The sequence below is a fragment of the Bradyrhizobium sp. MI1.7 genome, from assembly GCF_055811795.1.
This window is the reverse complement of the sequence record NZ_JBVVPO010000044.1, coordinates 23,987-50,447: the sequence shown is the minus strand read 5'-3', so window position 1 is coordinate 50,447 and position 26,461 is coordinate 23,987. Positions and strand designations below refer to the sequence as shown.

Genomic DNA, 26,461 nt, shown 5'->3' with positions numbered 1-26,461 from the left:
CATGGGCTTCGTCAATCATTTGCCCACGCGGCGCGAGCTTCTGGTCGGCTCCGGTGCGCTGTTCGCGTGGAGCCAGATGCCGCGGATCGCACGCGCCGAAGGGCGCGATCCGCGCCTTCTCGTCGTCGTCTTGCGTGGCGCGCTCGATGGTCTCGGTGCGGTCGCGCCGGTCGGCGATCCCGATTGGGTCGGCTTGCGCGGCGATCGCGCGCTAGTGCTGGACGGCAAGCCGCCGGCGCTGCCGCTCGATTCCTTCTTCGCGCTCAACCCGGCGATGCCGAACCTGCACCGGCTCTACAAGACCGGCAAGGCCGCAATCGTCCATGCCGCCGCGACGCCCTACCGCGAGCGCTCGCATTTCGACGGCCAGGACGTGCTGGAGAGCGGGTTCACCAAGCCCGGTGCCACCGCATCGGGATGGCTCAACCGCGCGCTGCTCGCGATGGAATCGGGTGGGCGCGTCGATCCGCGCGGCAGCCGTGCGCTCGGCATCGGCTCGGTGACGCCGCTGGTGGTGCGCGGCTCGGCGCCCGTCATGACATGGGTGCCGCAAAAACTGTTACCGGCGAGCGAGGACACGCAGAACCGCCTGCTCGATCTCTACCAGCACACCGATCCAAAGCTTGCGACCGTGCTCCAGGCACGCATGAAGCTCGCCTCGCTCGGCGGCGCGCCCGGCACGGGCGATCCGATGTCGGACGATCCGACATTGATGCCGCCCGGCATCGCGCGCGTGCGCGCCTACTTCGCCGAAGCCGCCGGAACCGCCGCGCGCTATCTCGCCAAGCCCGACGGCCCGCGCGTCGGCGCGATGGGCTTCGTCGGCTGGGATACGCACATCGCGGAAGGCGCAGCGTCAGGCCAGCTCTACAATCTGCTCGGCGCGCTCGACGGTGCGTTTGCCGCGATCGAGAGCAACATGGGCGAGGTGTGGGGCGAGACGGTCGTCGCCGTCGTCACCGAGTTCGGGCGCACCGCGCGCATCAATGGCACGCAGGGCACGGATCACGGCACGGGCACGGTCGCCTTCCTCATTGGCGGCGCGCTCGCCGGCGGCCGCGTGATCGCGGACTGGCCGGGCCTCAAGCCGGCGCAACTGTTCGAGGATCGCGACCTCAAGCCGACCACCGATCTCCGCGCCGTGCTGAAGGGCCTGCTCAGGGATCATCTGCGTGTCGAGGAGAAGGTGCTGGCGGATGCGGTCTTCCCCGGCAGTGCTGACGTCAAGCCGATGGGCGGCCTCGTCGGCTGACGGCGCGGCCTGCGCAACCGGATCGGGTCCATGATGTGCACACTGACGCAACGGGAACTCGACTTTCTCGCCAGTCTGAAAACCGGCTGGCGGCGGCTCTATCGGCGCGAGCTGATGCGGCTCCTGAAGGGTGACACCGAGGCGAGCGACGCGCAGCTGGAGACGCGCCCGATCGTCTGGCGTGTTGTATCGGGTTAGTTTTTCGCGAGTCTGGCTCGACTTAGGACACGCCACTGTGGTGGAATCGCCACAGCCGGCGCGAAACGGTCGTGGCCCTAAGCCTGCTTTCCTTCAGCCAAGGTTCTGCCCTCATTGCCCGCCGAAACTCCGGGTAGTTCGGAGGGCGCATCATGTCTCGCATTGCAAGTGCCGAAACTGCCCGAATTTCCCTCGCAAGCTCATGCCGGTTGCTGCTCGCCATCGTCGGTGCCGCATCGCTCGCCGCCTGCGCACAATCGCCGGTCGGCCGCCAGAAGGCCGATCTTGGCACCAATCGGCAGGCTGCGGTCCAGCGGCCCCATAGGGTAGCGGCCTTGCATCCGCGTCCGATCAGCCGGGTACGCGTCCCCGACCGTGACGCAAAGCAAACCGCTTCGCACGGCGTTGCCAGCTTCTATTCGGACACGGAGACCGCGAGCGGCGAGAGGTTCGACAAGAACGAATTGACCGCGGCGCATCCCAGCCTGCCGTTCGGCACCAAGCTGCGCGTCACCGATGTCTCCTCAGGCCGCTTCGTGACCGTCAGGGTCAACGATCGCGGGCCCTATGTTCGCGGGCGCGTGGTCGACATCTCGCCGTCCGCGGCCGAGGCGCTCGGCATGGTCGACAAGGGCATCACCAATGTCCGGCTCGACGTGGTGCGATAGAGCGCGATTGATTGACTTGAGCCGCCCCGCTTAACCGAGTGTTAGTCGCCCTGGCGCACCATGAGTGCCCAAACAAGTCGGGGCTCCAATTTGGAGTCCTCGGGGGAGGCGGCGTTTGAACACGATCCAGTATCTCGAAGATCAGGCCGCGCGCGCCGAGCGGCTCGCCAAACGGATCACGGATACGCTGACGATCGAAAAGCTCCTGACCTTCGCCGGCGAACGCCGCCGCGAAATCGAGGTCATCGCCGGCAAGTATCGGCGCGCCTGATAAACCATGCACTGGACGCATTCGCCCTCGCTGCGAGGCGCGGAACTTCTGTTCGTCTCTGGCGTCATGTCAATGATGAATGTGGAGGAGTAAAGTCATGGGTTTTGGACGAGGTGCTTTGCTTTGGCTGCTTGGCGTGCCGCTGCCGATCGTTCTGCTGCTGGCATTGTTCTGGCACCACTAGAGCACGATCCGGAAAAGTATGGAGCGGTTCTCCGATAAGATCACGCTCACACAATAATGCTGCCACACGAAAAGCGCCGCGGAAGCGGCGCTTTTTTTGTTGTTGCCTGCGATTTGAAGCGTATCAATGAGAACGACGCGCGGTCAGGTCAGCTATGGCTCTCGACGAAGTCGCTGAGATAGTCGGGAAGCCGGACGCCATCGATGTCGCAGCGCGCCTTGATCTCGCCGGCGATTTCGGTCGAGATGTCCTTCATCCAATGCTCGAGCGTGTTGAACGAGATCACCTTGATCGGATCGTTGAAGCAGCCGGCGACAAGCTCGCCAATCGTGGCTTCAAGATCGCTTCGTTCGATGCGGATTTCAGTCGCCTTGTCGCGGCGATCAATCACCACGAACAGGGTCTGGTCTGCGCCATAGGGCACGACCGCGGATGGTACGCCGGCTTCAAGCATCTTGGGGCTCTCGTCTCGACTTCCGATCCCGGTTAACGGGAAAATCCGGTAGAAGGTTCCTGCCTCATGAAAAGCTTGTCGCGCGCGTGCAGCTTCCGCGTCTGCACGCAATCAGAGAAATTCTCTCAACCGCGATAGCTCGATGACGTGCTCGGGCGAGAGGATATCGGTGACCAGCGGCGGCTGCGCAATCGTGTGAATCTCATAGAGATGCCTGGTCGTGGCCGGCTTCTCCATGAAGGCCGATATGCACTGGTCGAGCGTACCTTCGCTTATCGGATAAGAATCCCTGTCCGGTCGGCGCTGGTTCGCAAGCGACGGCCATTTATGCAGGGCTGCAGGCGCTCCGAAATCGACCTTTGAATCCGCAACCACGTCTCCCATCGTCTCGCCTCACGCAACAAAAATAGCCCCAACACGCGGATCTGCGTGCCAGGGCCCACACCTATCGCTGCATCTTAATGCCAAGCGCTTAACGCAGCAGCCGGGAAAAGGTTCCCGGCCGCCTTGTCGCAAATCAACTCGCGGCCGCCGCGATTCTGTGGCCCGGGCTGGCATGATCGTGGCTATCCTCATCGCCGCGGCTGACTTCCGGCGGAAGCCCGGCGAAGCGCCGCAGGGCTTCGGCCATCTGCACCCGGCCTGCTACACCGGTGATCACCACGTCGACCATCGCAAAGGACGAGTGGAAATGGCCGCGCGCCCTGAGCTGCTCGACCGGGACGCCGGCGGCCGCCATTGCCTCGGCATAGGCGATGCCCTCGTCGCGCAACGGGTCGAATTCACAGGTGACGACCAAGGCCGGCGGCAGGCCGGCGACGTTGCCGCGCAGCGGCGAGACGCGCGGATCAGTGCGGTCGGCCGGTGAGCAGTAGAGGTCCCAGAACCAGTACATCAGCGGGCGCGTCAGGAAATAGCCGGTTGCATTGTCGTTGTAGGAGGGCCGGTCGAAGGTGCAATCGGTGACCGGGCAGACCAGGAGCTGGCCGGCGATGTCAGGCCCGCCGCGATCGCGCGCAAGCTGGCAGGTGACGGCGGCGATGTTGCCGCCGGCGCTCCAGCCCGCGACCAGCACCGGGCCCGGCCTGCCGCCAAGCTCGGTCGCGTGCTCGGCGATCCAGCGCGTTGCCGCATAGCCGTCCTCGGCCGCGGTCGGGAAACGATGCTCGGGCGCATGGCGATAGCCGACGCTGACGAACATCATGCCGGTCCGCCGCACCAGATCGCGGCACAGCGGCTCGTCCGATTGCTCGTCGCCGAGCACCCAGCCGCCGCCGTGGAAATAGACCACGACCGGATGCGGCCCCGGCGTTGCCGGCTTGTAGATCCGGTAAGGCAGCGGGCCGTCCGCGCCGGGCAGCGTGCCGTCGACGATATCGCCGATCAGCCGTCCCGCGGGCCGGCCCTGGTTGAACTCGTTGACGAAGGCGCGTGCGCCGAGCGCGCCCATCGACTCGATCGGCGGCAGGTTCAGCGATGCCAGCAGGTTCAGCACCAGCCGCACATCCGGCTGCAGGCATACCACCTCGCCGTCGTTGCATTGCGCGGCGCCGTTGGGGCCGGTCAGCTTGAAGCCGAGCATGCCGCGGGCCGTGACCTCGTCGCAAATGCTGCGATAGGGGCCGACGCCGCCGGTGTAAGGCATCAGGCCCTGCACCTTGCCGGGAACGTTGGCGCCCGTGTACCAGGTGTTGGCGAGCCGGTGCAGGGTCACCATCGAACAGTCCGTCATATGCCGGCCCCAGCCGGCCTGCGCCGTCTCGGTCGGCTCGATCGTGGTGAAGCCGGCGTCGCGCAGAGCAGCGATGCGGTCGACGACCCAGTCGACATGCTGCTCGATCGACACCGCCATGTTCGACAGCACCGACGGGCTGCCGGGCCCGGTGATCATGAAGAAGTTGGGGAACCCTTCGACCGTGACCCCGAGATAGGTCTGCGGCCCCTGCGCCCAGACATCGGTCAGCGACTTGCCGCCGCGTCCGGTGATCGGATGCACGGCGCGGATCGCGCCGGTCATGGCGTCGAAGCCGGTCGCGAACACGATGACGTCGATGTCGACGTTACGTTTGCCGGTGGTGATGCCGCTGGCGGTGATCGCCTTGATCGGCTCCTGGCGCAGATTGACCAGCGTGACGTTCGGCCGGTTGTAGGTCGCGTAGTAATTGGTATCGAGGCAGGGGCGCTTTGCGCCGAAGGGATGGTCGTGCGGCATCAGCGCCGCCGCCGTCTCCGGATCCTTCACGGCAGCGCCGATCTTCTCGCGGATCAGCTCGCCGATCAGCGCATTGCCGTTGAAGTCGACGCCCTGGTCGGCCCAGAGCTGCGTCAGGATGTGGACGAGGTCGCCGGCTGCCCAGGCACGTTCGAACCGCTCACGACGCTCGGCATCGCTCAATTGCCAGCTCACGACGGTTTGCTGCGGATAGGGCACGCCGGTCATCGACTGTCGCGCTTGCTCGCGATAGGCCGCGCGGTCGCTCTGGAAAATATCCATGCGATCGGACGGCGAGGGGCCGTTATGCGCCGGCAGCGCGAAGTTTGGCGTGCGCTGGAACACGGTCAGATGCGCGGCCTGCTCGGCGATCAGCGGGATCGACTGGATGGCTGACGAGCCCGTGCCGATCACGGCGACGCGCTTGCCGGCAAGATCGACGCCGTCATGCGGCCAGCGCCCGGTGAAATAGACTTTGCCCTCGAAATCCTTGACGCCGTCGATCTCCGGCGGCTTCGGCGCGGAGAGGCAGCCTGTGGCCATGATGTAGTGGCGGCAGGAGACCGGCGTGCCGCTGCTGGTGGTGAGCTGCCAGCGCTCAGTCGCTTCGTCCCATTTGGCTTCGGTGACCTTGGTCTTGAAGCGGATGTCGCGGCGCAGATCGTAGCGATCGGCGACGAAGCCGAGATAGCGCAGGATCTCGGGCTGGGTCGCGTACTTCTCAGACCAGGTCCACGCGTTATCGAGCTCCGGATCGAAAGTGTAGCTGTAGTCGATGGTCTGGATATCGCAGCGGGCGCCGGGATAGCGGTTCCAGTACCAGGTGCCGCCGACATCGCCGGCTTCCTCGAGGGCGACCGCCGTGAGGCCGGACTTGCGCAGGCGATGGAGAAGATAAAGGCCGGCAAATCCGGCACCGACCACGGCAACGTCGACTTGTTGGGCTGTTCCACTCGCCGCTTTGGACTCACGTGCGGCGACCATTGCGTCTGGCATGGTATTCCTCCCGTGTCTTTTGTTTTGCCGGCAGGCTATCGCCGCAGGCTTGGCTTGTCATCAGGACAGGTACAATCTTCGGTAGTCGTTTGCGGCACCATCGTGACCGCGCGAAGGTTGCGGCGATACACGCACCGCGATGCACAACCGCCGGGATTGTCCGGGCTAATCAGACCACATCCTTCTGTGTATGCTTGCGGTTACAAGCCACGCGTACCCAGGGCGTCATGACAGAGCTGAGTGAGCGGACGAAAGCGAACATGGACGTCGTCCTGGAGCAGACGTGCCGCCAATTGCCGCACGGCGGCGATCACGACAGCCGCAGGTTCATCGCCGAGCGCCTGATCGAGGCGGCGCAATCGGGCCATTCCACGCTTGGTGAGCTCGGCATCGTCGCACGCCGCGCGCTGGCGGAGATCGTCGCCAAGGGCAGCTAGCTGGCGCCGCCGAGCTTGCTTCATCGCGGGCCGCAGACGTAACCTGTCGGGGAACCTTTTGGCGCATCGAGATCCTCCAGGATGCGACTCCAGTTTGCGCTCGTTGTGGCGTCTTCACTCCTCTGCTGGGACGGTGCTGCCGTCGCTCAGGCGGTCGGGCAGTTTCCGTTTGCGCTGACGCGTGAAGGACAGATGCTCGGCGCCGTCGAGGGCGAGGTGGCGTCGTTCAAGGGGCTGGCCTACGCGGCGGCTCCGGTCGGCGCACTGCGCTGGCGCCCACCGCAGGCAACGGCCGAGAACCCCGAGATGCGCACCGCCTATGAGTACGGCGCGCCGTGTCTTCAGCCCTCGCTGCCTGATACGAGCGAGGACTGCCTCACGCTCAACGTATTCCGTCCCTTCGGGGTCGATGGTCCGCTGCCGGTGATGGTCTTCATCCATGACGGCGGCTTCATCAGCGGCACCGCGAACGATCCGCTGTTCGACGGTGCAAAGCTCGCGCAAGCGGGCCTCATCGTGGTCACCGTGAATTATCGGCTCGGCGCGCTCGGCTGGCTCACTCATCCCGCGCTGTCGGAAGGTGGCTCCGGCAATTACGGCCTGATGGACCAGATCGCGGCGCTGCATTGGGTGCACGACAACATCGCGGCCTTCGGCGGCGATCCGAACAACGTCACCTTGTTCGGCGGCGGCGCAGGCGCGACGTCGATCGCGCTGCTGATGCTGTGTGCGCCATCGCGCGATCTGTTCCAGAAAGCCATTCTGCAATCGCTGCCCGGCCGCGCGCGCCTGCGCCCGGTGCAGGAGGCGGAGGCCATGGGCCGGCAATTCGTGGCGGCGCTTGGGCAGCAGGCGGATTTGCGCGTCGCCGCGCCGGCGCGGCTGCTTGCGGCCGAACAAAAACTGCTCGCCAAATCCGAGCGCAGCTTCGCGCCCGCGATGGATGGAATCCTGCTGCGCGAAGACGTGGCCGCGGGATTTGCGGCAGGACATGAAAGCCGCATTCCACTCATGATCGGCTCGAATGACGACGAGACGCGTTTCGACGGCGAGCGGGAGATCAAGGAGACGCTGGCGTCCTCGGGCGAGAGCAGCGATGAGCTGCGCCAGCTCTACCCTGACATCGCCAGGCCATCGGAGCGCGCAGCCAGATTCTACACCGACAAGGTTTTCTCCGAGCCGGTCAGGCTGCTTGCCCGCCTCCATGCGGCAACCGGTGCGCCAACGTTTCGCTATCGCTTCGCTTACGTGACCGAGGCCCGGCGCACAAATCCCGACGAAGGGCACGGGCGCGAGTTGCAATTCGTCTTCGGCGCGGAAGGCGTGCCCGGCGCGGGGCCGCTCACATGGGGGGATCGCGAGGTCGCGACCCGCATGCGCGGTTACTGGATCAACTTTGCGAAAACTGGCAATCCCAACGGCCCGGATCTGCCGCATTGGGACGCGGCCGCAGACCGCGATCGCCTGCTGCTGATCACGAACGATCGCATCGCGAGCGGAGACGACCCCTGGTCGGATCGCCTGGACCGGCTTGCAAGTGAGAGCAGAAAATGAGTTGGGCTTAGGCCGCGAGCTCGACGCGCGGCGCGGGGCTCAGCCGGTGTTCTTCCAGATGGTCCATCGCGCCGTCCTTCTCGACGGCGTAGAACTGCTGACCGTCCTTGGACCTGTAGGCGGCGCGAACGACGCCGCGGCGGCCCTTGTCACTGTTGACGACGTCCCCCAGCGCAAACTTCTTCATCTCACGTCCCGCTTGTCTTCAGGCCGACTCCTTCGGCCACGGCCGGATTGTGGGCGGCAAATCGTTAACGACTTGCTAACCATACCGGTTTGCCTATGCTCGCCGCCGTTCGCGCGGGCAGCTCGCACGCGCATGTTGTCAACGAGCCGGCATCCATGACGCGATTTCCAACCCTCTTCCTGTCGCATGGCGGCGGCCCCTGGCCCTTCATGGAGGACCGGCGGGTGCAATATGCCAAGACGGCCGCGGAGTTCGGCCGGTTGCCGCAGCTTCTCCCCGAGAAGCCCAAGGCCGTGCTCGTCATCACCGGCCATTGGGAGGCCGAAGCCTTCACCGTGTCGACCTCGGCGCATCCGCCGATGGTGTACGACTATTACGGTTTCCCCGAGCATACCTATCACCTCAAATATCCAGCGCCGGGCAAGCCCGAGCTCGCCGCGGAGGTGAGGGCGCTGCTCGAGCACGCGGGCCTCGATTGCCGAGAGGATCCCAATCAAGGTTTCGATCACGGCACCTTCGTGCCGCTCGGCCTGATGTATCCGAACGCGGACATGCCGATCGTGCTGCTGTCGCTGAAGTCGAGCTACGATGCGGCCGAGCACATCAAGGTCGGACAGGCGATCGCATCGCTCCGCGACGAAGGCATCCTGATCGTCGGCAGCGGGCTCACCTATCACAACATGCGCGGCTTCAACCGGCCTGAGTCCAAGCCGGTCTCGTATGATTTCGAGGCCTATCTGAACGAGGCGATCAGCAACCCGGATGCGGCGCGCCGCAACGCGATGCTGGTCGACTGGGAGAACGCGCCGAGCGCGCGTCTCGCGCATCCCCGCGAGGACCATCTGCTGCCGCTGATGGTGGCGGCAGGTGCCGCCGGCAGCGACGTTGGCAAGCGCGTCTTCGTCGACGAGGTCGCGAACGTCGCGATGGCGTCGTATGTGTTTGGATGAATCTTAGGGTGGATTAGCGCAGCGTAATCCACCATCGAGCCACAATGAAGGTGGTGGATTACGCTGGCGGACTGCGCTTCGCGCAGCCGCGGGCTAATCCACCCTACGGGGTTCCGACTAAAAATGTCGAAAACAACCCCATGCACAGTAGAACGGCCCAGCAAATAGAATGGCTTAGCAGAGTACTTTTGCCGGGCAGGATACGCGAGCGGTATTTCGACGGGTTTGACACGTCGGGCAAAACAGCGGCAAAATTCGATCATGGCACCGCTCTCGCTGAAGCACAGCGATTCACGGCATTTGCGAGGAGTCCGCTTTGGGTTCGTTGCGCCTTTGAAGGTGCGATTCTCCGCCGCGATCAGGCGGCAGCTGTGGTGTCAGAGGCACAGTTCTCCAACAACTGGCTTCCAATCGGGAGGCCTGTCGATTTTGTCTAGACGGACAGTGCTAGTGCCGGCTTACTCTTGATTGTCCGAGTCTGGAAATACTTCGGTTTCAGGATTATCGACGCCTCTGATGACGCTGCATGTCACGGTCAACGACGCTCAGACTGGCGCCCCCCGCTGTGACGTGAAGGCGGTCATCGCCGTCGTTGGACTTGCGATCGAGGCCAGAATAGCCGGCGCGCCAGCGATGATCGCTGAAGGTGACCGGACCGCCTTTTACTTGCGCGACGCCATCAGACATGGCGCGCGCGGCATTATAAGTTTCGGAGTGTGCGGCGGGCTAGATCCGAAGCTCCGACCAGGTAACATTGTCATCGCCTCGTCGGTATTTGCCGCGAAAGATGAAGCTTATCCAGCTGACCTCCCCTGGGCCGAGGAGCTCCTTCGGATGATCCCGGGTGCCAGCTACTCTGCGATAGCTGGTGTCGCTTCCCCGATGACAAGTCTTGAAGAGAGACGGGATTTCCATGGCATCACCGGGGCGGTTGCCGCCGATATGGAGTCGCAGATCGTCGCTCGAATTGCTTCCGAACTCAGAATTCCCTTTGCCGTCTGTCGTGTTGTTCTAAACCCCGCTCATCGAAAACTTCCGAGGGCAGCGCTCATAGATATCGGGCCAGCAGGTAAGCCTGAACTGCGCAAGATTGGACGTTCGCTTGTTCAAGACCCGGGGCAACTCCCTGGCCTTGGCCGGCTCGCCGTTGACTCCGTCATGGCGGTGATGGCTTTGCGCAGCGCCAAGCGACGGCTCGGAGCTCACTTTGGTTTCCCGCACCTGTGTTCACGAGACCGAGTCCCCATTCCGACGCGTGCACTTGAAACGATAGCCACACGCGCCTGATTCTGCAGCGGCGCGCTCCCGATCTCAGACTCCAGGCTTGTCCAGGTCCGAGATGGTGTTCGAATCTGCACGCCGGCGCAGGAAGACGTTACTCACCGAAAGAGCCGGCGCGGCCAAAATATCCGCCAGCGCGTTCCAGGAAAACGTTGGCCGAGGCGCGCCCGCGTGGCACGAAGTCGGCTCGGCCGCTCGTCCGAAGCAGCCTCGTCGTCTCATAAATCGCCAGGCGAGCGGGTTCCAGTCGCGCCAAACCTGCTCGGCCCTTTGGGATAGCAAGCCCGAGACGATTTCCGGCGCAGGTCCGAAGACCTCAGGCAGTTTGCTCGACAAACTGTTGTCCGACAGAACGTCCCATCTCGAAAATCCGCCCATGATCGGAGATGAGATGGCGAACACCACGCGACCAATCCGCGCCTCCCGTGCCGGGAAAGAACACATTGGGCAAGGTTCGACGATTGAATACAAGGTGCAATCCGGCAAACGCTTTTGTCTTAGAATCTTCTGCGCCTCTGAAAGAGCCACGAGTTCCGCGTGTCGGGTCACGTCGCATTCCGATGAAACGTGGTTGGTCGCTTCTGCGATGACCTGTCCTCGAAACGCGATTACGGCGCCGAATGGCAGCTCTCCTTGCTTCACCCCTTGCCGAGCGAGTTCGAGGCATCTTTCCATCATTCGCAGATCTTGGACGTCAGCTTCTGATCTACTCATAGGCGCCCCCTTGGGAACGCGAGATCGGTGTTGAGAATGCGTCTGTCGCTGCCCCTTCATATTACCGCGGCGTCGTAGCGACGAAGAATGTTTCCGGCGCCGCTAACGGAGGCGGCTCCTGCGGCCTGGCATATTGGCAATTAAGCAGCGGGCTACAAACAGTCTGACTTGATCTGGATCAAGGACCGTTACCTTTCAGGTACCGCACGGACCACACGATGATCGATTGTCTATGTCCGCTCCGGGGCCCCTCGAAAACAGACATCCCGGATTTTATGGGTACACGCGCCAATCCGCTCTACGCAGCTTCAACCTCACCCATACCTCAGCTTCATGAACAGGATACCGCCGGCGAGCACCATGGTGATGGCGTTGGCCGCGACCAGCGGGGCGTCGCCAGAGAGCAGGCCGTAGATGAGCCAGAGCGCCAGGCCCAGCACCATGACCAGGAACATGCCGAGCGAAATGTCGCGCGCCGAGCGGGTCTTCCAGACCTTGATGAACTGCGGCGCGTAGGCGACGGTGGTGCAGGTTGCGGCGGCAAAGCCGATCAGCTTGATCGCGAAAGGGTCCATGCCGGCTCTATAGCATGGATTCGACGGCGGCCGTGCTTCTGGTGCGGGCATTTGGCGGCGGCCCGCGCGCGCCTCGTCCTTCGAGACGACCGCTCTGCGGTCTCCTCAGGATGAGGCTAAGCAGCATCGGTGCCGTCGAAATTGCTGCCGCGTACTCCGCCCTCATCCTGAGGAGCCCGCGAATGCGGGCGTCTCGAAGGATGGGCCGCAGGGAAGCCGCTATTCACATGCGGCAGCCCTGCCGCCTCAGGTCCGGCGCGCCGCCATGAGATCGCGATAGAGCACGGCATAGTCGCCGGCGCGGTTGCGCCAGGAGACGTCGGTCGCAAGGCCGCTCAATTGCAGCCGGCGCCAGGTCGCCTTGTTGTGGAAGGCGGTGTTGGCCTTGCGCAGCGTGCCGGTGAGGGCCTCTACGGTGACGGGCGCGAACTTGAAGCCGGTCGCGTCGCGGTCCGATGTGTTGGACTCGCCGATATCGACGATGGTGTCTTCGAGGCCGCCGACGCGCGACACGATCGGGACGGCGCCGTAGCGCAGCGCGTAGAGCTGGGTCAGGCCGCACGGCTCGAACCGCGAGGGCACGATGAGGGCGTCCGATCCGGCCTGGATCAGGTGCGCCAGAATCTCGTCATAGCCGATCACGACGCCGATCCGCCCGGGGTTCGCGCGGGCGACGGCCTGATAGCGATCCTGGAGATCGCGATCGCCGCTGCCGAGCAGCGCGAGCTGCATGCCGTCGCCCAAAATGGTCGGAATGGCCTCGAGCAGGAGATCGAGCCCTTTCTGCCAGGACAAGCGGCTGATGACGCCGAGCAACGGTGCCTCGTCCGAGGAATCGAGATTGAACTGTTGCTGAAGCACCGCCTTGTTCGCGGCGCGGAACGTGAGGTCGTCCGCGCCGAAGCGGTAGGCGATGTGCGGATCGGTTTGCGGATTCCACACGTCGGTGTCGATGCCGTTGAGGATGCCGCTCAGCACATCAGCGCGCTCGCGGAGCAGGCCGCCGAGCCCCATGCCGCCTTCATCGCTCTGGATCTCCTGCGCATAGGTCGGGGATACCGTGGTGATGCGATCGGCGAGTTGAAGCCCCGCCTTGAGGAAGCTGATGCCGCCGAAATATTCGAGGCCGTGAACGTCGAACGCCGCCTCCGCGGGCAGGCCGATCGCGCTTGTCAGCGTGCGATCGAACTTGCCCTGATAGGCCATGTTGTGGATGGTCATCACGGTGCCGGGGCGCGGCCCGCCGTCATAGTGCAGATAGGCCGGCGCGAGCCCCGCCTGCCAGTCATGGGCATGGACGACATCCGGCACGAACGCGGGCACGAGGCCGTGGCCGATATCGGCCGCGATACGCGACAGTGCCGCGAAGCGCACACCGTTGTCCGGCCAGTCGACGCCCTCAGGGGTGACGTACGGATTGCCCGGTCGCGCGTAAAGATGCGGCACGTCGAGCACGAACAGGTCGAGGCCGTCATGCGAGCCCGCGAGCAGGCGGCCCGGGCCGCCGAAATAATCCGGCCAGCGCCGGATTTCGCCGGCTCCCCCCAGCATCCGCATCACGTCGGGATAGCCCGGCATCAGCGTGCGCATCTCGACGCCGTGCGCCTTCAGCGCAAGCGGCAGCGCGCCGGCGACATCCGCGAGGCCGCCGGTCTTGACGATCGGGTAGACTTCGGAGGCGACCGCGAGGACGCGAACAGGCGTCATGTATTGAGCCTGTCGAGCATTGTCTGGGTGATGAGCGAGATGCCCTGCTCGGTGGTGCGGAAGCGCTTGGCGTCGAGCTCCGGGTCCTCGCCGACGACGAGCCCCTCGGGGATTTCGACGCCGCGGTCGATCACGACGTTCTTCAAGCGAGCGCCGCGAGCGACGTTCACGTAGGGCATGATCACGGCGTTCTCGACAGTGGCGTAGGAGTTGACGCGCACGCCGGTGAACAGCAGCGAGCGGCGCAGCGAGGCGCCGGAGATGATGCAGCCGCCCGAGACCAGCGAGCTCACGGCCTGGCCGCGCCGGCTCTCCTCGTCATGGACGAACTTGGCGGGCGGCGTGATCTCCGCATAGGACCAGATCGGCCAGGCGCGGTCGAACAGGTCGAGCTCCGGCACGACGTCGGTGAGGTCGATATTGGCCGCCCAATAGGCATCGACCGTGCCGGCATCGCGCCAGTAGGCGCGGGGATCGCTGCCCGAGCGTACGCACGAGGTCGAGAATTGATGCGCGATGGCGCGGCCGTTCTTGACGATATAGGGGATGATGTCCTTGCCGAAATCGTGACTGGAGTTCGTATCCTCGGCGTCGCGCTTGAGCTGGTCGAACAGGAATTTCGTATCGAACACGTAGATGCCCATGCTGGCGAGCGAGACGTCTGGTTTGCCCGGCATCGGCGGCGGATCCTTGGGCTTCTCGAGGAACTGCTGGATCCAGCCGTTCTCGTCGACATGCATGATGCCGAAGCCGGATGATTCCTGGCGCGGCATCTCGAGGCAGCCGACCGTGACGTCGGCGCCGCTGTCGACATGCTGGCGCAGCATCACCTCGTAGTCCATCTTGTAGATGTGATCGCCGGCAAGCACGACGATGAAGCGTGCGTTGTGCGACTCGATGATGTCGATGTTCTGATAGATCGCATCCGCCGTGCCGACATACCACATGTTCTCCGAGACGCGCTGACTGGCCGGGAGGATGTCAAAGCTCTCGTTACGTTCGGGGCGGAAGAAGTTCCAGCCCATCTGAAGGTGCCGGATCAGGCTGTGCGCCTTGTACTGGGTCGCGACCGCGATCCGGCGGATGCCGGAATTCACCGCATTGGACAGCGCGAAATCGATGATGCGGGACTTGCCGCCGAAATAGACCGCGGGCTTGGCGCGCCGGTCGGTCAGTTCCAGGAGCCGGCTGCCGCGTCCGCCGGCCAGGACGAACGCCAGCGCCTGACGGGCAAGCGGCTCGGGTCTCGCGGCACTCATGTCATCCTCCCACAACTCTGGCGCTTTGCGAGAAGCCTCCCGGCCGCGCACATTGGAACCGATAGTAACGGTACGAATAGTAAATCGGGAAGGTGCTTGTTGGTTGCGAACGCCCGGGAAGCTTAATGCTTTGCTGTGGCCTGTGGCTCCGTCGCACCGGTGTCATGTCCGTGCGGGCGCCGGCGTTGGCCGGACCACAATCGAGGCATGCGCGGGCATTCTTGTGCGGTGCACGCAATGCAGGCTGTGACTTTCGGAGGCTTTGACTTGGGGCAAGGATGCCCGATCATGGCCTTGCGATCCTTTTCCAAACGAACGTCAGACAGGGAGCAAGAGGATGAGTATCTGGAAAACCGCAATTGCCTGTTCGCTGGCGGGCGCGGTGATGGCCGGCCAAATCGAGCAGGCGGCAGCGGCTCCGCTGCCGACCAACGTCGCGACCATGAAGGCCGCCGTTGGTGACGATGTCACCCCGGTGTATTGGCGCGGCCGTGGCTGGGGATGGGGCGCAGGAGGCCTCCTCGCCGGAGCAATCATCGGCGGTGCCATCGCGAGCAGCGCGCCCTATGGTTACTATGGCGGCGGCCCGTATTACGGCGGTTATGGTGGTTATGGTTATGGCTCGGGCTACGGCTATGGCTACGCTCCGTCCTATGGCTATGCGCCGGCCTATTACGGCGGCTACGGGCCGAGCTATGGGTATGGCGGCTACTACGCGCGTCCCAGCTACTACGGCTATCGAGCCTATCGTCCATACTACGGCCCTCGCTACGGCTACTACCGGCCGTACCGGGCCTATGATCGCGGATATTGGTAAGGACCCTGCGCGGCTAGAGCGAGAGCCACACGATCAGGCTCATGCAGGCGAGATGCGCGAGCACGATCGCGGCGAGATGCAACGGGCCGGCCTTGAGGCTGGACTTGCGCATCCCGCCGCGCCCCGCGCTAGTTTGACCCCGCGGCCGCGGCTGTAAAGCTGCGGTCGACGGCTTTGCTCACGTCGAGCGTCTTCGGCAGGATGCCGTAGCGCGTCGAGCGGTCGGAGGCTTCCTGCACCTCCTTCACCACGTTCTGATCGATCACGATCGGGCTGGTACGCTGCGCGGTGTAGGCCGACAGCAGTACGTCCTCCGGCAGTTTTGTCAGCTCGGCCGTGCTCTTTGCGTATTCGGCAACATGATCGAGCGACCACAGCCGTGCCTTGTTCAGCCGCTGCACGAGGTCCTGCACCACCGCGCGCTTGGTGGCGATGGCGTTGTCGGAGGCCACGATGAAGGTGATGGTCGGCGTCAGGCCTTCGCCGTCGGCGATCACGCGGGCCTTGTCCTTCAGCGTCGCGAACGAGACGTAGGGCTCCCACACGGCCCAGGCATCGATCGAGCCGGCGACGAGTGCGATCTTGGCGTCGACCGGGCCGAGCGGCGCGAAGGTCGCGTCCTCCAGCTTGATCTGCGCCTTCTCCAGCGTCGCGTCGATCAGGAACTGGCCCCAGCCGCCGCGCGTGCCGGCGAGGCGTTTTCCCTTGAGGTCGGCGGCCGACTTGATCGGTGAATCCTGGCGCACGAGGATCGCTTGCGTCTTCGCATCCGACTTTGTGCCGCCGATTGCCTTGATCGGCGCGCCGGCCGCATAGACCGAGAGAAAGGAGAGATCGCCGGTGTAGCCGACGTCGAGCGCGCCGGCGTTCAGCGCCTCCAGGATCGGAGCGGCGGCAGGGAATTCCGACCATTCGATCTTGTAGGGCAGGTCCTTCGCATAGCCGGAGATTTCGAGCAGCGAGCGGTTGCCGCCCTTCTGGTCGCCGACGCGCAGCACGACGGTGTCGGCCGCGAACGAGGCGGCAGCCGTCGACAAGGTGATGGCTGCGGCGAACAGCGATGCTGCGAGCCGGCGTGTGATGGAATGGTCGTCGAAGTTGATGCTCATTTGGCCTGTCTTGTTGCTTTGCTCACGACGCGTGAGCGAGCGATGCAGCGACAAGTCTATGACGGCGCGATGCGCAGTCAATGAAATGGCTATCCGTATTGCAGATGCGTCGGGCAATGACGTTTCAGCGCAGCGCCGCTTTCGAGAACGCACCGCGTGCGCGGCGGGTGATGCGCAAGAATGATGCAGGCTGCGGAGTCGCGGCGCATCCTTGCAAGATGATGCAGCAACCAAAATCGTTTCATCGCTGTCCCATGCGCTGATGGAGAGAATGACCTCGCTTCGCGCTACATTCGAAATTCCATTTCATTGACGATGCGGCGGGCGCGCCGCATGATTTGCGCATCGCATCAATCGGCGTGGTAAGCGCCCGCGAAAATTATTCTCTCAACGCAGCTCCACATGGAACATGCGCAACGCGAGACGTTGCGTGAATGGCGGAGCTGTGCCAGCGCAGGAGTGGAGACTGATGGGCAACGACAACAAGGGCAGCGGATCGGGCATCGACCGGCGTCATTTGCTGCAGGCGGGGCTTGCGGCGGCATTCGCCGCGCCGCTTGGTGCCTTTGGTGCAGCCCAGGCCTTTGCGCCACAGGCGATCGCGCCCGGTGTCGATCTCTCTGAGTTTCCGCTGTGCCGGACGGCCGCGGATGGCCCCGTCCTCACCGGCGCGCCGCGCAAGCTGAAACTCTCCTGGAACGCCGGCGCGGTCTGTCTCGCCCCGGTGCCCGTCGCCATCGAGCACGGCTTCTTCCAGAAGCACAATCTCGACATCGAGCTCATCAACTATTCCGGCTCGACCGACCAGCTGCTCGAGGCGATCGCAACGGGAAAGAGCGATGCCGGGCTCGGCATGGCGCTGCGTTGGCTGAAGCCGCTGGAGCAGGGCTTTGACGTCAAGATCGCCGCCGGCACCCATGGCGGCTGCATGCGCGTCCTGACCCGCGCCGACTCCAACCTGAGCAAGCTCGCCGACCTCAAGGGCAAGATCGTCGCGGTCGGCGACCTCGGTGGCCCCGACAAGAACTTCTTCTCCATTCAGCTCGCCAAGCTCGGTATCGACCCGGTCAAGGATGTCGACTGGCGCGCCTATCCCGGCAACCTGCTCAACGTCGCCGTCGAGAAGGGTGAGGTGCAGGCTTTCCTGTCATCCGATCCGCTGGGCTATCTCTGGCTCAAGGACAGCCAGTACAAGGAAGTCGCCTCCAATCTCGACGGCGAATATCGCGACAAGAGCTGCTGCATCCTCGGCCTGCGCGGCTCGCTTGTGCGCGAAGAACCTCAAGTCGCGCGCGCCCTGACGCAGGCGCTGCTCGATGCCGCGATGTTCACCGCGCAGAACCCGACCGTAACGGCGAAGTCGTTCCAGCCTTATGCGCCGAAGACGGCATCACTCGCCGATATCGAGGGCATGGTGCGCTACCACACCCACCATCATCATCCCGTCGGTGAAGTGCTCAAGCGCGAGCTGAAGTCCTATGCCGACGATTTGAAGAGCGTCCAGGTCTTCAAGCAAAGCACCGATACCGCCAAATTCGCGGAGCGCATCTATGTCGACGTATTCGCTGTCTGACGGCCTCGCCTCCGGCGCGCCGCGCCTCTCGCGCGCGCCGGTTCTTGCGAGCTGGGTCCGGGAATCCGGCGTCGGCATTCTCGCCAGCGTCGCGTGGATCGCGTTCGGCCTGTCCTGCCTGTGGTGGGAGGATGTCGGCGACTGGTCGCGGACGCATTCGCTCGGCATCGCCGCCTTCATCGTTGCCGCAATCGCCTTGTTCGGCACCGTCGGCGCCGACTACCTCGGCTCCGCCGGTAAGGCCTTGCGCCAGCGCGCGCCCTGGCTCGTGGCGCTCGGCGCATTCCTGACGCTGTGGGAGGTGGCCACCGCAAAATTCGCCTGGCTGCCGCTGCCGTTCTTCCCGCCGCCGCAGTCGATCATCGAGGTCTATACCGACGATCTGCCAAAGCTGCTCGACAGTGTCTTCGCCTCGGTCAAGCTGCAGCTTGGCGGCTATCTGATCGGCGCCACGGTCGGCTTCCTGACCGGCGTCTCGATCGGCTGGTCGCGCGCGGTCGGCTATTGGGTGCATCCGGTGCTGCGCTTCATCGGCCCGCTGCCGGCAACCGCCTGGCTGCCGATCGCCTTCTTCACGTTCCCGTCGAGCTGGAGCGCCTCGACCTTCCTGATCGCGCTCGCGACCGGCTTCCCGGTCACCGTCTTGACCTGGTCCGGCGTCGCGAGCGTCAGCAACGCCTATTACGACGTCGCACGCACGCTCGGCGCAAAGCCGTCCTTCCTGGTGCTGAAGGTCGCGATCCCTGCGGCACTCCCGCACGTCTTCGTCGGCCTGTTCATGGGCCTCGGCTCGTCCTTCGCCGTGCTCGTCGTGGCCGAGATGATCGGCGTGAAGGCCGGGCTCGGCTGGTATCTGCAATGGGCGCAGGGCTGGGCCGCCTACGCCAACATGTATGCGGCGCTGATCGTGATGTCGCTGCTCTGCTCCGGCGCCATCACGCTGCTGTTCGCCATCCGCGATCGCCTGCTGGTCTGGCAGAAGGGGACCGTGAAATGGTAGCCGCAACCGCACTGGCCGAAATCGCGCCCCCGCCGGCCGCCGGCGCCGCGCTCGACATCGAGCAGGTCAGCCACGCCTTCGACATCGATGGCACTGAGCTGCCTGTTCTCAGCGACGTCAGCGTCTCCGTTGAGCCGGGCGAGTTCGTCGCGCTGCTCGGCCCCTCCGGCTGCGGCAAGTCGACCTTGCTCCGGCTCGTCGCCGGCCTCGACCAGCCCAAGGCCGGAACGCTCCGCGAGGACGAGGCGCGCATCACCCGGCCGCATCCATCGCGCGTCGTCGTGTTCCAGGATCCGACCCTGTTTCCCTGGCGGTCGGTCTGGGACAACGTCGCCCTGGGCCTCGAGGCCCAGGGCATTTTGAAGAGCCAGCGGCAGCGTGTCGATGACGCGCTCGATCTCGTTGGTCTGTCGTCGTTCCGCAATGCTTATCCGCATCAGCTCTCCGGCGGCATGGCGCAGCGCGTCGCGCTCGCCCGCGCGCTCGTGAATGATCCAAAAATCCTGATCCTCGACGAGCCGCTCGGCAAGCTCGACTCGCTGACCCGTATCACCATGCAGGCCGAGCTCGTCTCGCTCTGGCAGCGCAAGGGCTTTACCACGCTGCTGGTGACGCATGACGCCGAGGAAGCGCTGGTGCTCGCCAACCGCGTCATCGTGTTCAGCGACCGCCCGGCGCGGGTGCAGGCCGACATCCGTGTCGACCGGCCCTATCCGCGCCATCGCGGCGATCCATATCTCGCGGATCTGCGCCGCCAGATCCTCGGCTTGTTGGGATTGGACGCTACATGGTGACCTCTGTAGCCAAGGGCCGGGCGGCCCATAGCGAGCCCGACTACATCGCGCGCGCCGAGGCGCTGGCCGAAGGCTTTGCTGCGCGTGCAGCCGAGCACGACCGCACCGGCAGCTTTCCCTTCGAGAATTTTCGCGAGCTGTCCGAGGCGGGCTTGCTGTCGCTGACGGTGCCGGCCGTTCATGGCGGCGCCGGGGCGGGCGCACGATACGCCGCGCGCGTCATCGGCATCATCGGCAAGGCCGATCCTTCGACCGCCTTGGTGCTGTCGATGCACTACATCAACCATCTGGTGATGGGGCGCAGCCCGACCTGGCCGGCGAAGCTGTCGCGCAAGCTTGCGCGTGAGAGCGTCGAGGGCCTCGCGCTCGTCAACGCGCTCCGCGTCGAGCCCGAGCTCGGCTCGCCCGCGCGCGGCGGCCTGCCGGCGACGATCGCGCGCCGCACCGAGACCGGCTGGCGCCTGACCGGTCACAAGATCTATTCGACGGGGTCGCCGATCCTGAAATGGTATCTGGTCTGGGCGCGGACGGATGAGGCCGAGCCGCGCGTCGGCCAGTTCCTGGTGCCGGCGGGACTGCCGGGCACCCGCATCGTCGAGACCTGGGATCATCACGGCCTGCGCGCCAGCGGCAGCCATGATGTCATCTTCGACGATGTCGTGATCCCGCTTGATGCCGAGGTCGATGTCCGCAATCCCCAGGAGTGGCGTGCGCCCGACATCGCGCAGGCGACCGTCCACACAGTGTTCGTCGCCGCGATCTATGACGGCGTTGCCCGCGCCGCGCGCGACTGGTTCGTCCAGTTCCTGAAGCAGCGCGTCCCCGCCAGCCTCGGCGCGCCGCTTGCGACCTTGCCACGGGCGCAGGAGATCCTCGGTGCCATCGAGGCCAGGCTCGCAGTCAATGCACGGCTGATCGAGACGTTCGCCCGCGACTTCGACGAAGGCGTCGATCTCTCCACCGGCGAATCCAACGTGATCAAGCTGACGGTGACCAACAACGCCGTCGCCGTGGTCGAGGATGCACTATCGCTGACCGGCAATCACGGCCTGTCCCGCACCAATCCGCTGGAGCGGCACTTTCGCGATGTCTTGTGCGGCCGCGTGCACACGCCGCAGGACGATGCCACCCGCACCGGCCTCGGCCGCGCCGCATTGGGCCTCTAGCTTTCAGGACAACAAACAGGGAGACGATCATGTCGATCGAGTTCATCGGCTTCATCAGCAACAACAATTCGTCCGAGACCGTCGTTCGCGAAGGGCCGGTCCTCAACCCCACCCACATCGAGACGGTGGCCAAGGCGCACGAGAATGCCGGCTTCGACCGCGCCCTGCTGGCGTTTCATTCGACGACGCCGGACGCGCTCCAGATTGCCCAGCACGTGCTGGGCGTCACCGACCGCCTCAATGTGCTGATCGCGCAGCGGCCGGGCTTCACCGCGCCGACGCTGCTGGCGCGCCAGTTCGCCGTGCTCGACCAGTTTTCCCGCGGCAGGGTCGCCCTGCATGTCATCACCGGCGGCAATGCGACCGAGCTTCGGCAGGATGGCAACACGCTCGACGACAAGGACGAGCGCTACGCCCGCACCTCCGAGTTCCTCGATGTCCTCAAGCTCGAATGGACCAGCGACAAGCCGTTCACCTACAAGGGCAAGTACTACCAGGTCGAGAACGCGTTCTCGCAGGTGAAGCCGTATCGTCCCGAGGGCATCCGGACTTATTTCGGCGGCGCTTCGGATGCGGCGATCGAGGTCGCGGGCAAGCATGCCGACACCTTTGCGCTGTGGGGTGAATCCTATGCCCAGGTGCGCGACGTCACCTCCCGCGTCCACAACGCGGCGGTTCGTCAGGGACGGCCGACGCCGCGTTTCAGCCTCTCGGTGCGGCCGATCATTGCCTCGACCGAGAAGCAGGCCTGGGAGAAGGCGGAAGAGATTCTGGCACGTGCCACCGCGCTCCAGGACAAGACCGGCTACCGCAAGCCCGCCGACGGCCATGCCACGGCCGGCGCGCGGCGCCTGCTCGCGCTCGCCGACCAGGGCAGCCGGATCGACAAGCGGCTCTGGACCGAGATCGCCAAGCTCACCGGCGCCAACAGCAACACCACCGCGCTGGTCGGCACGCCCGAGCAAGTCGCCGAAGTGTTCGGCGACTATTACGATCTCGGCATCAGCCACTTCCTGATCCGCGGCTTCGATCCCCTGATCGACGCCATTGAATATGGCCGCGAGCTGATCCCGCTGACGCGCGAGCTGGTCGCCAAGCGCCAGGCCGTTCGCGGCGAGGCGGCGGAATGATCCGTCTCATGCTGGCCGGTGCGCTGCTGTTCGGCTCGTTGGAGCTCGTAGCGGCGCAAACCACCTTGCGCGTTGGCGACCAGAAGGGCAACTCGCAGGCCGTGATGGAAGCGGCAGGCGTGCTCAAGGACGTCCCGTACAAGATCGAGTGGAAGGAGTTTCCGGCGGCGGCACCGCTGCTGGAGGCGCTCAGCGCCGGCGCGATCGAGACCGGTATCGTGGGCGATGCACCCTTCACTTTCGCCGCCGCCTCCGGCGCGCCGGTGAAGGCGATCGCCGCGATCCGTCAGACCCGCGAGGGGCTCGCCATCCTCGTGCCCGAGAATTCGCCGATCAAGTCCTTCGCCGACCTGCGCGGCAAGAAGATCGCGACCGGCCGCGGCTCGATCGGTCATCAATTGATCCTCGCTGCGCTCGAGAAGAACGGCTGGGCTGGGTCCGACGTGCAGATCGCGTTCCTGGCGCCGTCCGATGCCAAGATCGCCTACACGCAAGGCTCCGTCGATGCCTGGTCGACCTGGGAGCCTTATGTGAGCCAGGAGGAGGTGCTGTTCAGATCGCGCCGTGTCATCACCTCGGAGGGCCTGACGCCGGGGCTGAGCTTCCAGGTCGCACGGCCCGACGCCATCCGCGACAAGCGCGCGGAGCTGACGGACTTCATCCGGCGCCTCACGGCGGCGCGGGCATGGTCGCTGAGCAACGTCGATAGCTATGCCGCGACCTGGGGCAAGCTGATGAACATCCCGACCGCCGTGCCGCAGAACTGGCTGTCGCGCGCAAAGATCCGCATCGCGCCGATCGACGACGGCGTGGTCGCGGACGAGCAGAGCACGATCGACCTCTATTTCCGCTGGGGCCTGATCAAGCAGAAGCTCGATGCGGCCGAGATCGTCGACCGTTCGTTTGCGGATGCGATCGCCAAGGCGGGATTGTAGTGCGCGCTTTCCCTCTCCCCTTGTGGGAGAGGGTGGCTCGCCGCGTAGCGGCGAGACGGGTGAGGGGTCTCTCTCCGCGTACCACCTCTCGCGATGGAGCTCGCGGATAGATACCCCTCATCCGGCGCTCGCGCCACCTTCTCCCACAAGGGGAGAAGGGGAGTAGCGTACGCCGGGTTACCCTCGAAACATTTCTTCTGCGTTCCTCACCGCCGACAACAGCCCCATTGCTATTTGCATCGCCTCGCTTGCACCACACCGCATCCCCGCAAAAATCACACAGACGACCACATCGGGAGACCGGCCATGGGCCTGCAAGAAACAAAAATCGAATCGCTTCCCTTCGTCACTGCTGAACTCAACTACCTCGCGCCGGTTTCCGGCAAGCCGCGCACCTATGCTTTCGATCCGCCGCCGGGCGAGCCCAAGAGCACGTCGTTGCCGGAGCCGCATCAGGTCCCGATCTTCGATGCGCGCCTGATCGCGGACGATTTCTCGCTCGATCGCGAGGGCTTTGCGCTGGTGCGTCACCCGACGCAGGTGAAGGACTTTTACAACGACGAGGAAATCCGGGCGGTCTATTACCCCGCCGTCGAGGCGTTCCTGCGGGCGACGCTGAAGGCCGATCGGGTCGTCATCTTCGATCATACCGTGCGCAGGCGTGTCGAGGGGGCGGCGGATATTCGCGATGGCGGCCCGCGCCAGCCTGCGACGCGCGTCCATGTCGACCAGACCGCCGTCTCCGGCGCCAACCGCGTGCGTGAGCATCTGCCCGACGAAGCCGACGCGCTGTTGAAAGGCCGTGTGCAGGTGATCAACCTCTGGCGGCCGATCCGCGGACCCTTGCGCGATTCACCGCTGGCGATGGCAGACGGCACGACGGTTGCGCCCGACGATCTCGTCGCCTCCGATCTGATCTATCCCAATCGCCGCGGCGAGACCTATTCGGTGAAATACAATCCGAACCACCGCTGGTTCTATTTTCCGGAGATGACGCCGGACGAGGCGCTGCTGCTCAAGTGCTACGATTCCGCAACCGACGGCCGGACGCGGTTCGGGCCGCATACGGCCTTCGTCGATCCGACCACGCCGGCCGATGCGGCTCCGCGCGAAAGCATCGAAGTCCGCACGCTGGTGTTCCATAAACAGTAACAATGTGTGATGGCACTGCCGGGCGCGCCCGGCAGTGTTCCTGGAACTTACCGGAACAAATCGACGTTTGCAGCGCCGGGCAGGGCAACCGGGAGCGGTGCCGTGCGAACGCAGACGACGCTTTTCTTCAGTCTGGCCACTTTTTCGCTTTCTGCATTTTCTGTCGCGCAAGCCGAAAGCGGGCTTGCCTCATACTACGGCTACGGAAAAGCCGGTAAGGGCAGCGAACTGACCTGCGCTCACCGCACGCGCCCGTTCGGCACCGTGCTGAGAGTCTCCTACGGCAGCCGGTCGATCCAGTGCCGCGTCAATGACCGCGGTCCCTTCATCCGCGGCCGGATCGTCGATCTCTCGGTGCCGGCGGCCAAAGCGCTCGGCATGATGAGTGCCGGCGTGGTGCGGGTCTCGGTGGAATAGGCTGGCCGTCGCGCTATAGTGCCGCCCAACGCAAGGGTAAGGGGGGGCTATGGCCAGGATTCGGGTGGGGCTTGTCGGCTGCGGCTTCGTGTCGGAGCTGCACATGTATGCGTTCCGCCGCGTCTACGGTGTGGATGTCGAGGTCGCGGCGGTCGCGGCGCGCAGCGATCATGTCGTCGAATTCGCCGGCCGCCACGGGATTCCGCGGGTCTATCGCAGCTTCGCCGAACTGATCGCGGACCGCGAGCTCGATGTCATCGACATCTGCACCCCGCCCAATCTCCATGCCGACATGATCGTCGCCAGCATGCAGGCCGGCAAGCACGTGATCTGCGAGAAGCCGTTCGCCGGCTATTTCGGCCGTGCAGGCGACGCGCAGCCGATCGGCAAGCATGTACCGAAGGCGCTGATGTATGAGCGGGTGCTGGAGGAGATGGACGCGACCCGCGCCGCGATCGAGCGCACCGGAAAGCTCTTCATGTATGCGGAGGATTGGGTCTACGCGCCCGCGGTGACCAAGACCGCGGAGATCATCAGGGCGACGAAAGACAAGATCCTGTTCATGAAGGGTGAGGAGAGCCATTCCGGCTCGCACGCCGCGCATGCTGCGCAATGGGCGATGACCGGCGGCGGCTCGCTGATCCGCATGGGCTGCCATCCGCTCTCGGCCGTGCTTTATCTCAAGCAGGTGGAGGCCAGGGCGCGCGGCGAAACCATCCACGTCGCCAGCGTCACCGGCGATGTCGGCAACGTCACGGCAGCCCTGAAGCCCGAGGAGCGCACTTACATCAAGGCCAATCCGGTCGATGTCGAAGATTGGGGCACGCTGACGGCGACCTTCTCCGACGGCACCAAAGCGACGGTGTTTTCCGGCGACATGATCATGGGCGGCGTGCGCAATCTGATCGAAACCTACACCTCCGGCGGTTCGCTGTTCGCCAACATCACCCCGAACACGCATCTGATGAGCTACCAGACCAGCGAGGAGAAGCTCGCCAGCGTCTACATCACCGAGAAGGTCGACCGCAAAACCGGCTGGCAATATGTCTGCCTCGAGGAGGAGTGGACGCGCGGGTACTTGCAGGAGATCCAGGATTTCATGGAATGCGCCGCGAGCGGGAGGCAGCCGCTGTCGGACCTGGCGCTGGCGTATGAGACGATCAAGGTGAACTACGCGGGCTACTGGGCCGCGGAGGAGGGACAGCGGGTGGTGTTGTAGGGCCGCTGAAGAGACCGCAGGCACGCTGCCATCCCTTCTCCCCTTGTGGGAGAAGGTGGCGCGGAGCGCCGGATGAGGGGTCTCCCTCCGCGAGTTCGAACGTAAGAGATTTGCTTGCGGAGATAACCCCTCACCCGCCGCCCCCCCCCCCCGGCCCCCCCCCCCCCCCCCCACCGGGGGGGGGGCGGGGCCCCCCCCCCCCCCCCAAACCCCCCCCACGAACGCCCCCACCCCCCCCCAACCACCCCCC

28 protein-coding genes are annotated in these 26,461 nt (G+C 64.8%); 19 read left to right on the top strand and 9 right to left on the bottom strand.

What is annotated here, in order from left to right:
* Window position 1 precedes the first annotated feature (1 nt).
* The 4 genes from AC0L3X_RS31425 to AC0L3X_RS31410 all read left to right on the top strand — a co-directional run bounded on the left by AC0L3X_RS31425 (window position 2) and on the right by AC0L3X_RS31410 (window position 2,389).
* A complete protein-coding gene (locus AC0L3X_RS31425; RefSeq protein WP_259256473.1) occupies window positions 2–1,252 on the top strand; it encodes a DUF1501 domain-containing protein in 1,251 nt (416 codons plus the stop codon).
* A 30-nt stretch (window positions 1,253–1,282) separates the two neighbouring features.
* The gene (locus AC0L3X_RS31420) at window positions 1,283–1,450 is read left to right on the top strand and encodes a hypothetical protein (RefSeq protein ID WP_166101541.1); all 168 of its coding nucleotides are present in this window, start codon (window positions 1,283–1,285) and stop codon (window positions 1,448–1,450) included.
* Window positions 1,451–1,602: 152 nt separating this feature from the next.
* Window positions 1,603–2,118 (top strand): septal ring lytic transglycosylase RlpA family protein, encoded by a 516-nt coding sequence (locus AC0L3X_RS31415; protein ID WP_283017471.1) that lies wholly within the window; start codon window positions 1,603–1,605, stop codon window positions 2,116–2,118.
* Between the two features lie 115 nt (window positions 2,119–2,233).
* Window positions 2,234–2,389, top strand: coding sequence for a hypothetical protein (locus AC0L3X_RS31410; RefSeq protein ID WP_014493103.1), 156 nt, complete (start codon window positions 2,234–2,236; stop codon window positions 2,387–2,389).
* Window positions 2,390–2,721: 332 nt separating this feature from the next.
* Here AC0L3X_RS31410 and AC0L3X_RS31405 read toward each other — a convergent pair whose 3' ends face one another.
* The 3 genes from AC0L3X_RS31405 to AC0L3X_RS31395 all read right to left on the bottom strand — a co-directional run bounded on the left by AC0L3X_RS31405 (window position 2,722) and on the right by AC0L3X_RS31395 (window position 6,235).
* Entirely contained in the window at window positions 2,722–3,027 is a 306-nt protein-coding gene (locus AC0L3X_RS31405; protein ID WP_014493104.1) for a hypothetical protein, read from the bottom strand.
* Between the two features lie 111 nt (window positions 3,028–3,138).
* Window positions 3,139–3,411 (bottom strand): hypothetical protein, encoded by a 273-nt coding sequence (locus AC0L3X_RS31400; protein ID WP_028156484.1) that lies wholly within the window; start codon window positions 3,409–3,411, stop codon window positions 3,139–3,141.
* Between the two features lie 133 nt (window positions 3,412–3,544).
* Window positions 3,545–6,235 (bottom strand): flavin-containing monooxygenase, encoded by a 2,691-nt coding sequence (locus AC0L3X_RS31395; RefSeq protein ID WP_354102698.1) that lies wholly within the window; start codon window positions 6,233–6,235, stop codon window positions 3,545–3,547.
* A 260-nt stretch (window positions 6,236–6,495) separates the two neighbouring features.
* Here AC0L3X_RS31395 and AC0L3X_RS31390 point away from each other — a divergent pair, with 260 nt between their 5' ends.
* Together AC0L3X_RS31390 and AC0L3X_RS31385 are read left to right on the top strand one after the other, a co-directional pair.
* Window positions 6,496–6,672 (top strand): hypothetical protein, encoded by a 177-nt coding sequence (locus AC0L3X_RS31390; protein ID WP_354102699.1) that lies wholly within the window; start codon window positions 6,496–6,498, stop codon window positions 6,670–6,672.
* An 81-nt stretch (window positions 6,673–6,753) separates the two neighbouring features.
* The gene (locus tag AC0L3X_RS31385; RefSeq protein WP_354102700.1) at window positions 6,754–8,226 is read left to right on the top strand and encodes a carboxylesterase/lipase family protein; all 1,473 of its coding nucleotides are present in this window, start codon (window positions 6,754–6,756) and stop codon (window positions 8,224–8,226) included.
* Window positions 8,227–8,233: 7 nt separating this feature from the next.
* Here the strand turns inward: AC0L3X_RS31385 and AC0L3X_RS31380 are convergent, their stop codons facing one another.
* Window positions 8,234–8,413, bottom strand: a complete 180-nt coding sequence (locus AC0L3X_RS31380) for a hypothetical protein (RefSeq protein ID WP_014493109.1) — start codon at window positions 8,411–8,413, stop codon at window positions 8,234–8,236.
* Window positions 8,414–8,568: 155 nt separating this feature from the next.
* On the opposite strand from AC0L3X_RS31380, the gene AC0L3X_RS31375 reads away from it, so the two are divergent.
* The 3 genes from AC0L3X_RS31375 to AC0L3X_RS31365 all read left to right on the top strand — a co-directional run bounded on the left by AC0L3X_RS31375 (window position 8,569) and on the right by AC0L3X_RS31365 (window position 10,650).
* A complete protein-coding gene (locus tag AC0L3X_RS31375) occupies window positions 8,569–9,363 on the top strand; it encodes a DODA-type extradiol aromatic ring-opening family dioxygenase (protein WP_354102701.1) in 795 nt (264 codons plus the stop codon).
* Between the two features lie 44 nt (window positions 9,364–9,407).
* Entirely contained in the window at window positions 9,408–9,800 is a 393-nt protein-coding gene (locus AC0L3X_RS31370; protein WP_354131787.1) for a hypothetical protein, read from the top strand.
* 79 nt (window positions 9,801–9,879) lie between these two features.
* Window positions 9,880–10,650 (top strand): phosphorylase family protein, encoded by a 771-nt coding sequence (locus AC0L3X_RS31365; RefSeq protein ID WP_354102702.1) that lies wholly within the window; start codon window positions 9,880–9,882, stop codon window positions 10,648–10,650.
* Between the two features lie 24 nt (window positions 10,651–10,674).
* Here the strand turns inward: AC0L3X_RS31365 and AC0L3X_RS31360 are convergent, their stop codons facing one another.
* From AC0L3X_RS31360 to glgC, 4 genes are all read right to left on the bottom strand, one after another.
* Window positions 10,675–11,358, bottom strand: a complete 684-nt coding sequence (locus AC0L3X_RS31360) for a nucleoside deaminase (RefSeq protein WP_167767964.1) — start codon at window positions 11,356–11,358, stop codon at window positions 10,675–10,677.
* 314 nt (window positions 11,359–11,672) lie between these two features.
* Window positions 11,673–11,933, bottom strand: coding sequence for a SemiSWEET transporter (locus tag AC0L3X_RS31355; protein WP_028150382.1), 261 nt, complete (start codon window positions 11,931–11,933; stop codon window positions 11,673–11,675).
* A 246-nt stretch (window positions 11,934–12,179) separates the two neighbouring features.
* Entirely contained in the window at window positions 12,180–13,640 is a 1,461-nt protein-coding gene (glgA, locus tag AC0L3X_RS31350; protein WP_063981658.1) for a glycogen synthase GlgA, read from the bottom strand.
* The gene (gene glgC / locus AC0L3X_RS31345) at window positions 13,637–14,899 is read right to left on the bottom strand and encodes a glucose-1-phosphate adenylyltransferase (RefSeq protein ID WP_063981659.1); all 1,263 of its coding nucleotides are present in this window, start codon (window positions 14,897–14,899) and stop codon (window positions 13,637–13,639) included. Before glgC ends, glgA begins: the two co-directional genes overlap by 4 nt.
* Window positions 14,900–15,236: 337 nt before the next feature.
* On the opposite strand from glgC, the gene AC0L3X_RS31340 reads away from it, so the two are divergent.
* Entirely contained in the window at window positions 15,237–15,716 is a 480-nt protein-coding gene (locus AC0L3X_RS31340; RefSeq protein ID WP_063981660.1) for a hypothetical protein, read from the top strand.
* 128 nt (window positions 15,717–15,844) lie between these two features.
* On the opposite strand, the gene AC0L3X_RS31335 is transcribed toward AC0L3X_RS31340, so the two are convergent.
* On the bottom strand, window positions 15,845–16,825 hold the full coding sequence (locus tag AC0L3X_RS31335; RefSeq protein WP_063986156.1) for an ABC transporter substrate-binding protein: 981 nt from the start codon (window positions 16,823–16,825) through the stop codon (window positions 15,845–15,847).
* A gap of 469 nt (window positions 16,826–17,294) precedes the next feature.
* Here AC0L3X_RS31335 and AC0L3X_RS31330 point away from each other — a divergent pair, with 469 nt between their 5' ends.
* The 9 genes from AC0L3X_RS31330 to AC0L3X_RS31290 all read left to right on the top strand — a co-directional run bounded on the left by AC0L3X_RS31330 (window position 17,295) and on the right by AC0L3X_RS31290 (window position 26,211).
* A complete protein-coding gene (locus AC0L3X_RS31330; protein ID WP_063981661.1) occupies window positions 17,295–18,398 on the top strand; it encodes an ABC transporter substrate-binding protein in 1,104 nt (367 codons plus the stop codon).
* Window positions 18,376–19,398, top strand: coding sequence for an ABC transporter permease (locus AC0L3X_RS31325; protein ID WP_063981662.1), 1,023 nt, complete (start codon window positions 18,376–18,378; stop codon window positions 19,396–19,398). Before AC0L3X_RS31330 ends, AC0L3X_RS31325 begins: the two co-directional genes overlap by 23 nt.
* A complete protein-coding gene (locus AC0L3X_RS31320; RefSeq protein WP_063981663.1) occupies window positions 19,392–20,192 on the top strand; it encodes an ABC transporter ATP-binding protein in 801 nt (266 codons plus the stop codon). The genes AC0L3X_RS31325 and AC0L3X_RS31320 overlap by 7 nt, the downstream gene beginning before the upstream one ends.
* Window positions 20,186–21,358, top strand: a complete 1,173-nt coding sequence (locus tag AC0L3X_RS31315; protein ID WP_473317096.1) for an acyl-CoA dehydrogenase family protein — start codon at window positions 20,186–20,188, stop codon at window positions 21,356–21,358. The genes AC0L3X_RS31320 and AC0L3X_RS31315 overlap by 7 nt, the downstream gene beginning before the upstream one ends.
* A gap of 29 nt (window positions 21,359–21,387) precedes the next feature.
* Window positions 21,388–22,488, top strand: coding sequence for an LLM class flavin-dependent oxidoreductase (locus AC0L3X_RS31310; protein WP_063981665.1), 1,101 nt, complete (start codon window positions 21,388–21,390; stop codon window positions 22,486–22,488).
* Window positions 22,485–23,423 (top strand): ABC transporter substrate-binding protein, encoded by a 939-nt coding sequence (locus tag AC0L3X_RS31305; RefSeq protein ID WP_063981666.1) that lies wholly within the window; start codon window positions 22,485–22,487, stop codon window positions 23,421–23,423. The genes AC0L3X_RS31310 and AC0L3X_RS31305 overlap by 4 nt, the downstream gene beginning before the upstream one ends.
* Before the next feature lie 306 nt (window positions 23,424–23,729).
* Window positions 23,730–24,575 (top strand): CmcJ/NvfI family oxidoreductase, encoded by an 846-nt coding sequence (locus tag AC0L3X_RS31300; protein ID WP_063981667.1) that lies wholly within the window; start codon window positions 23,730–23,732, stop codon window positions 24,573–24,575.
* A gap of 102 nt (window positions 24,576–24,677) precedes the next feature.
* Window positions 24,678–24,992: a septal ring lytic transglycosylase RlpA family protein gene (locus AC0L3X_RS31295; RefSeq protein ID WP_063981668.1), complete on the top strand. Its 315-nt coding sequence runs from the start codon at window positions 24,678–24,680 to the stop codon at window positions 24,990–24,992.
* A gap of 49 nt (window positions 24,993–25,041) precedes the next feature.
* Window positions 25,042–26,211 carry a Gfo/Idh/MocA family protein gene (locus tag AC0L3X_RS31290; RefSeq protein ID WP_063981669.1) on the top strand — a complete coding sequence of 390 codons (1,170 nt, stop codon included), beginning with the start codon at window positions 25,042–25,044 and terminating at the stop codon, window positions 26,209–26,211.
* Window positions 26,212–26,461 lie beyond the last annotated feature (250 nt).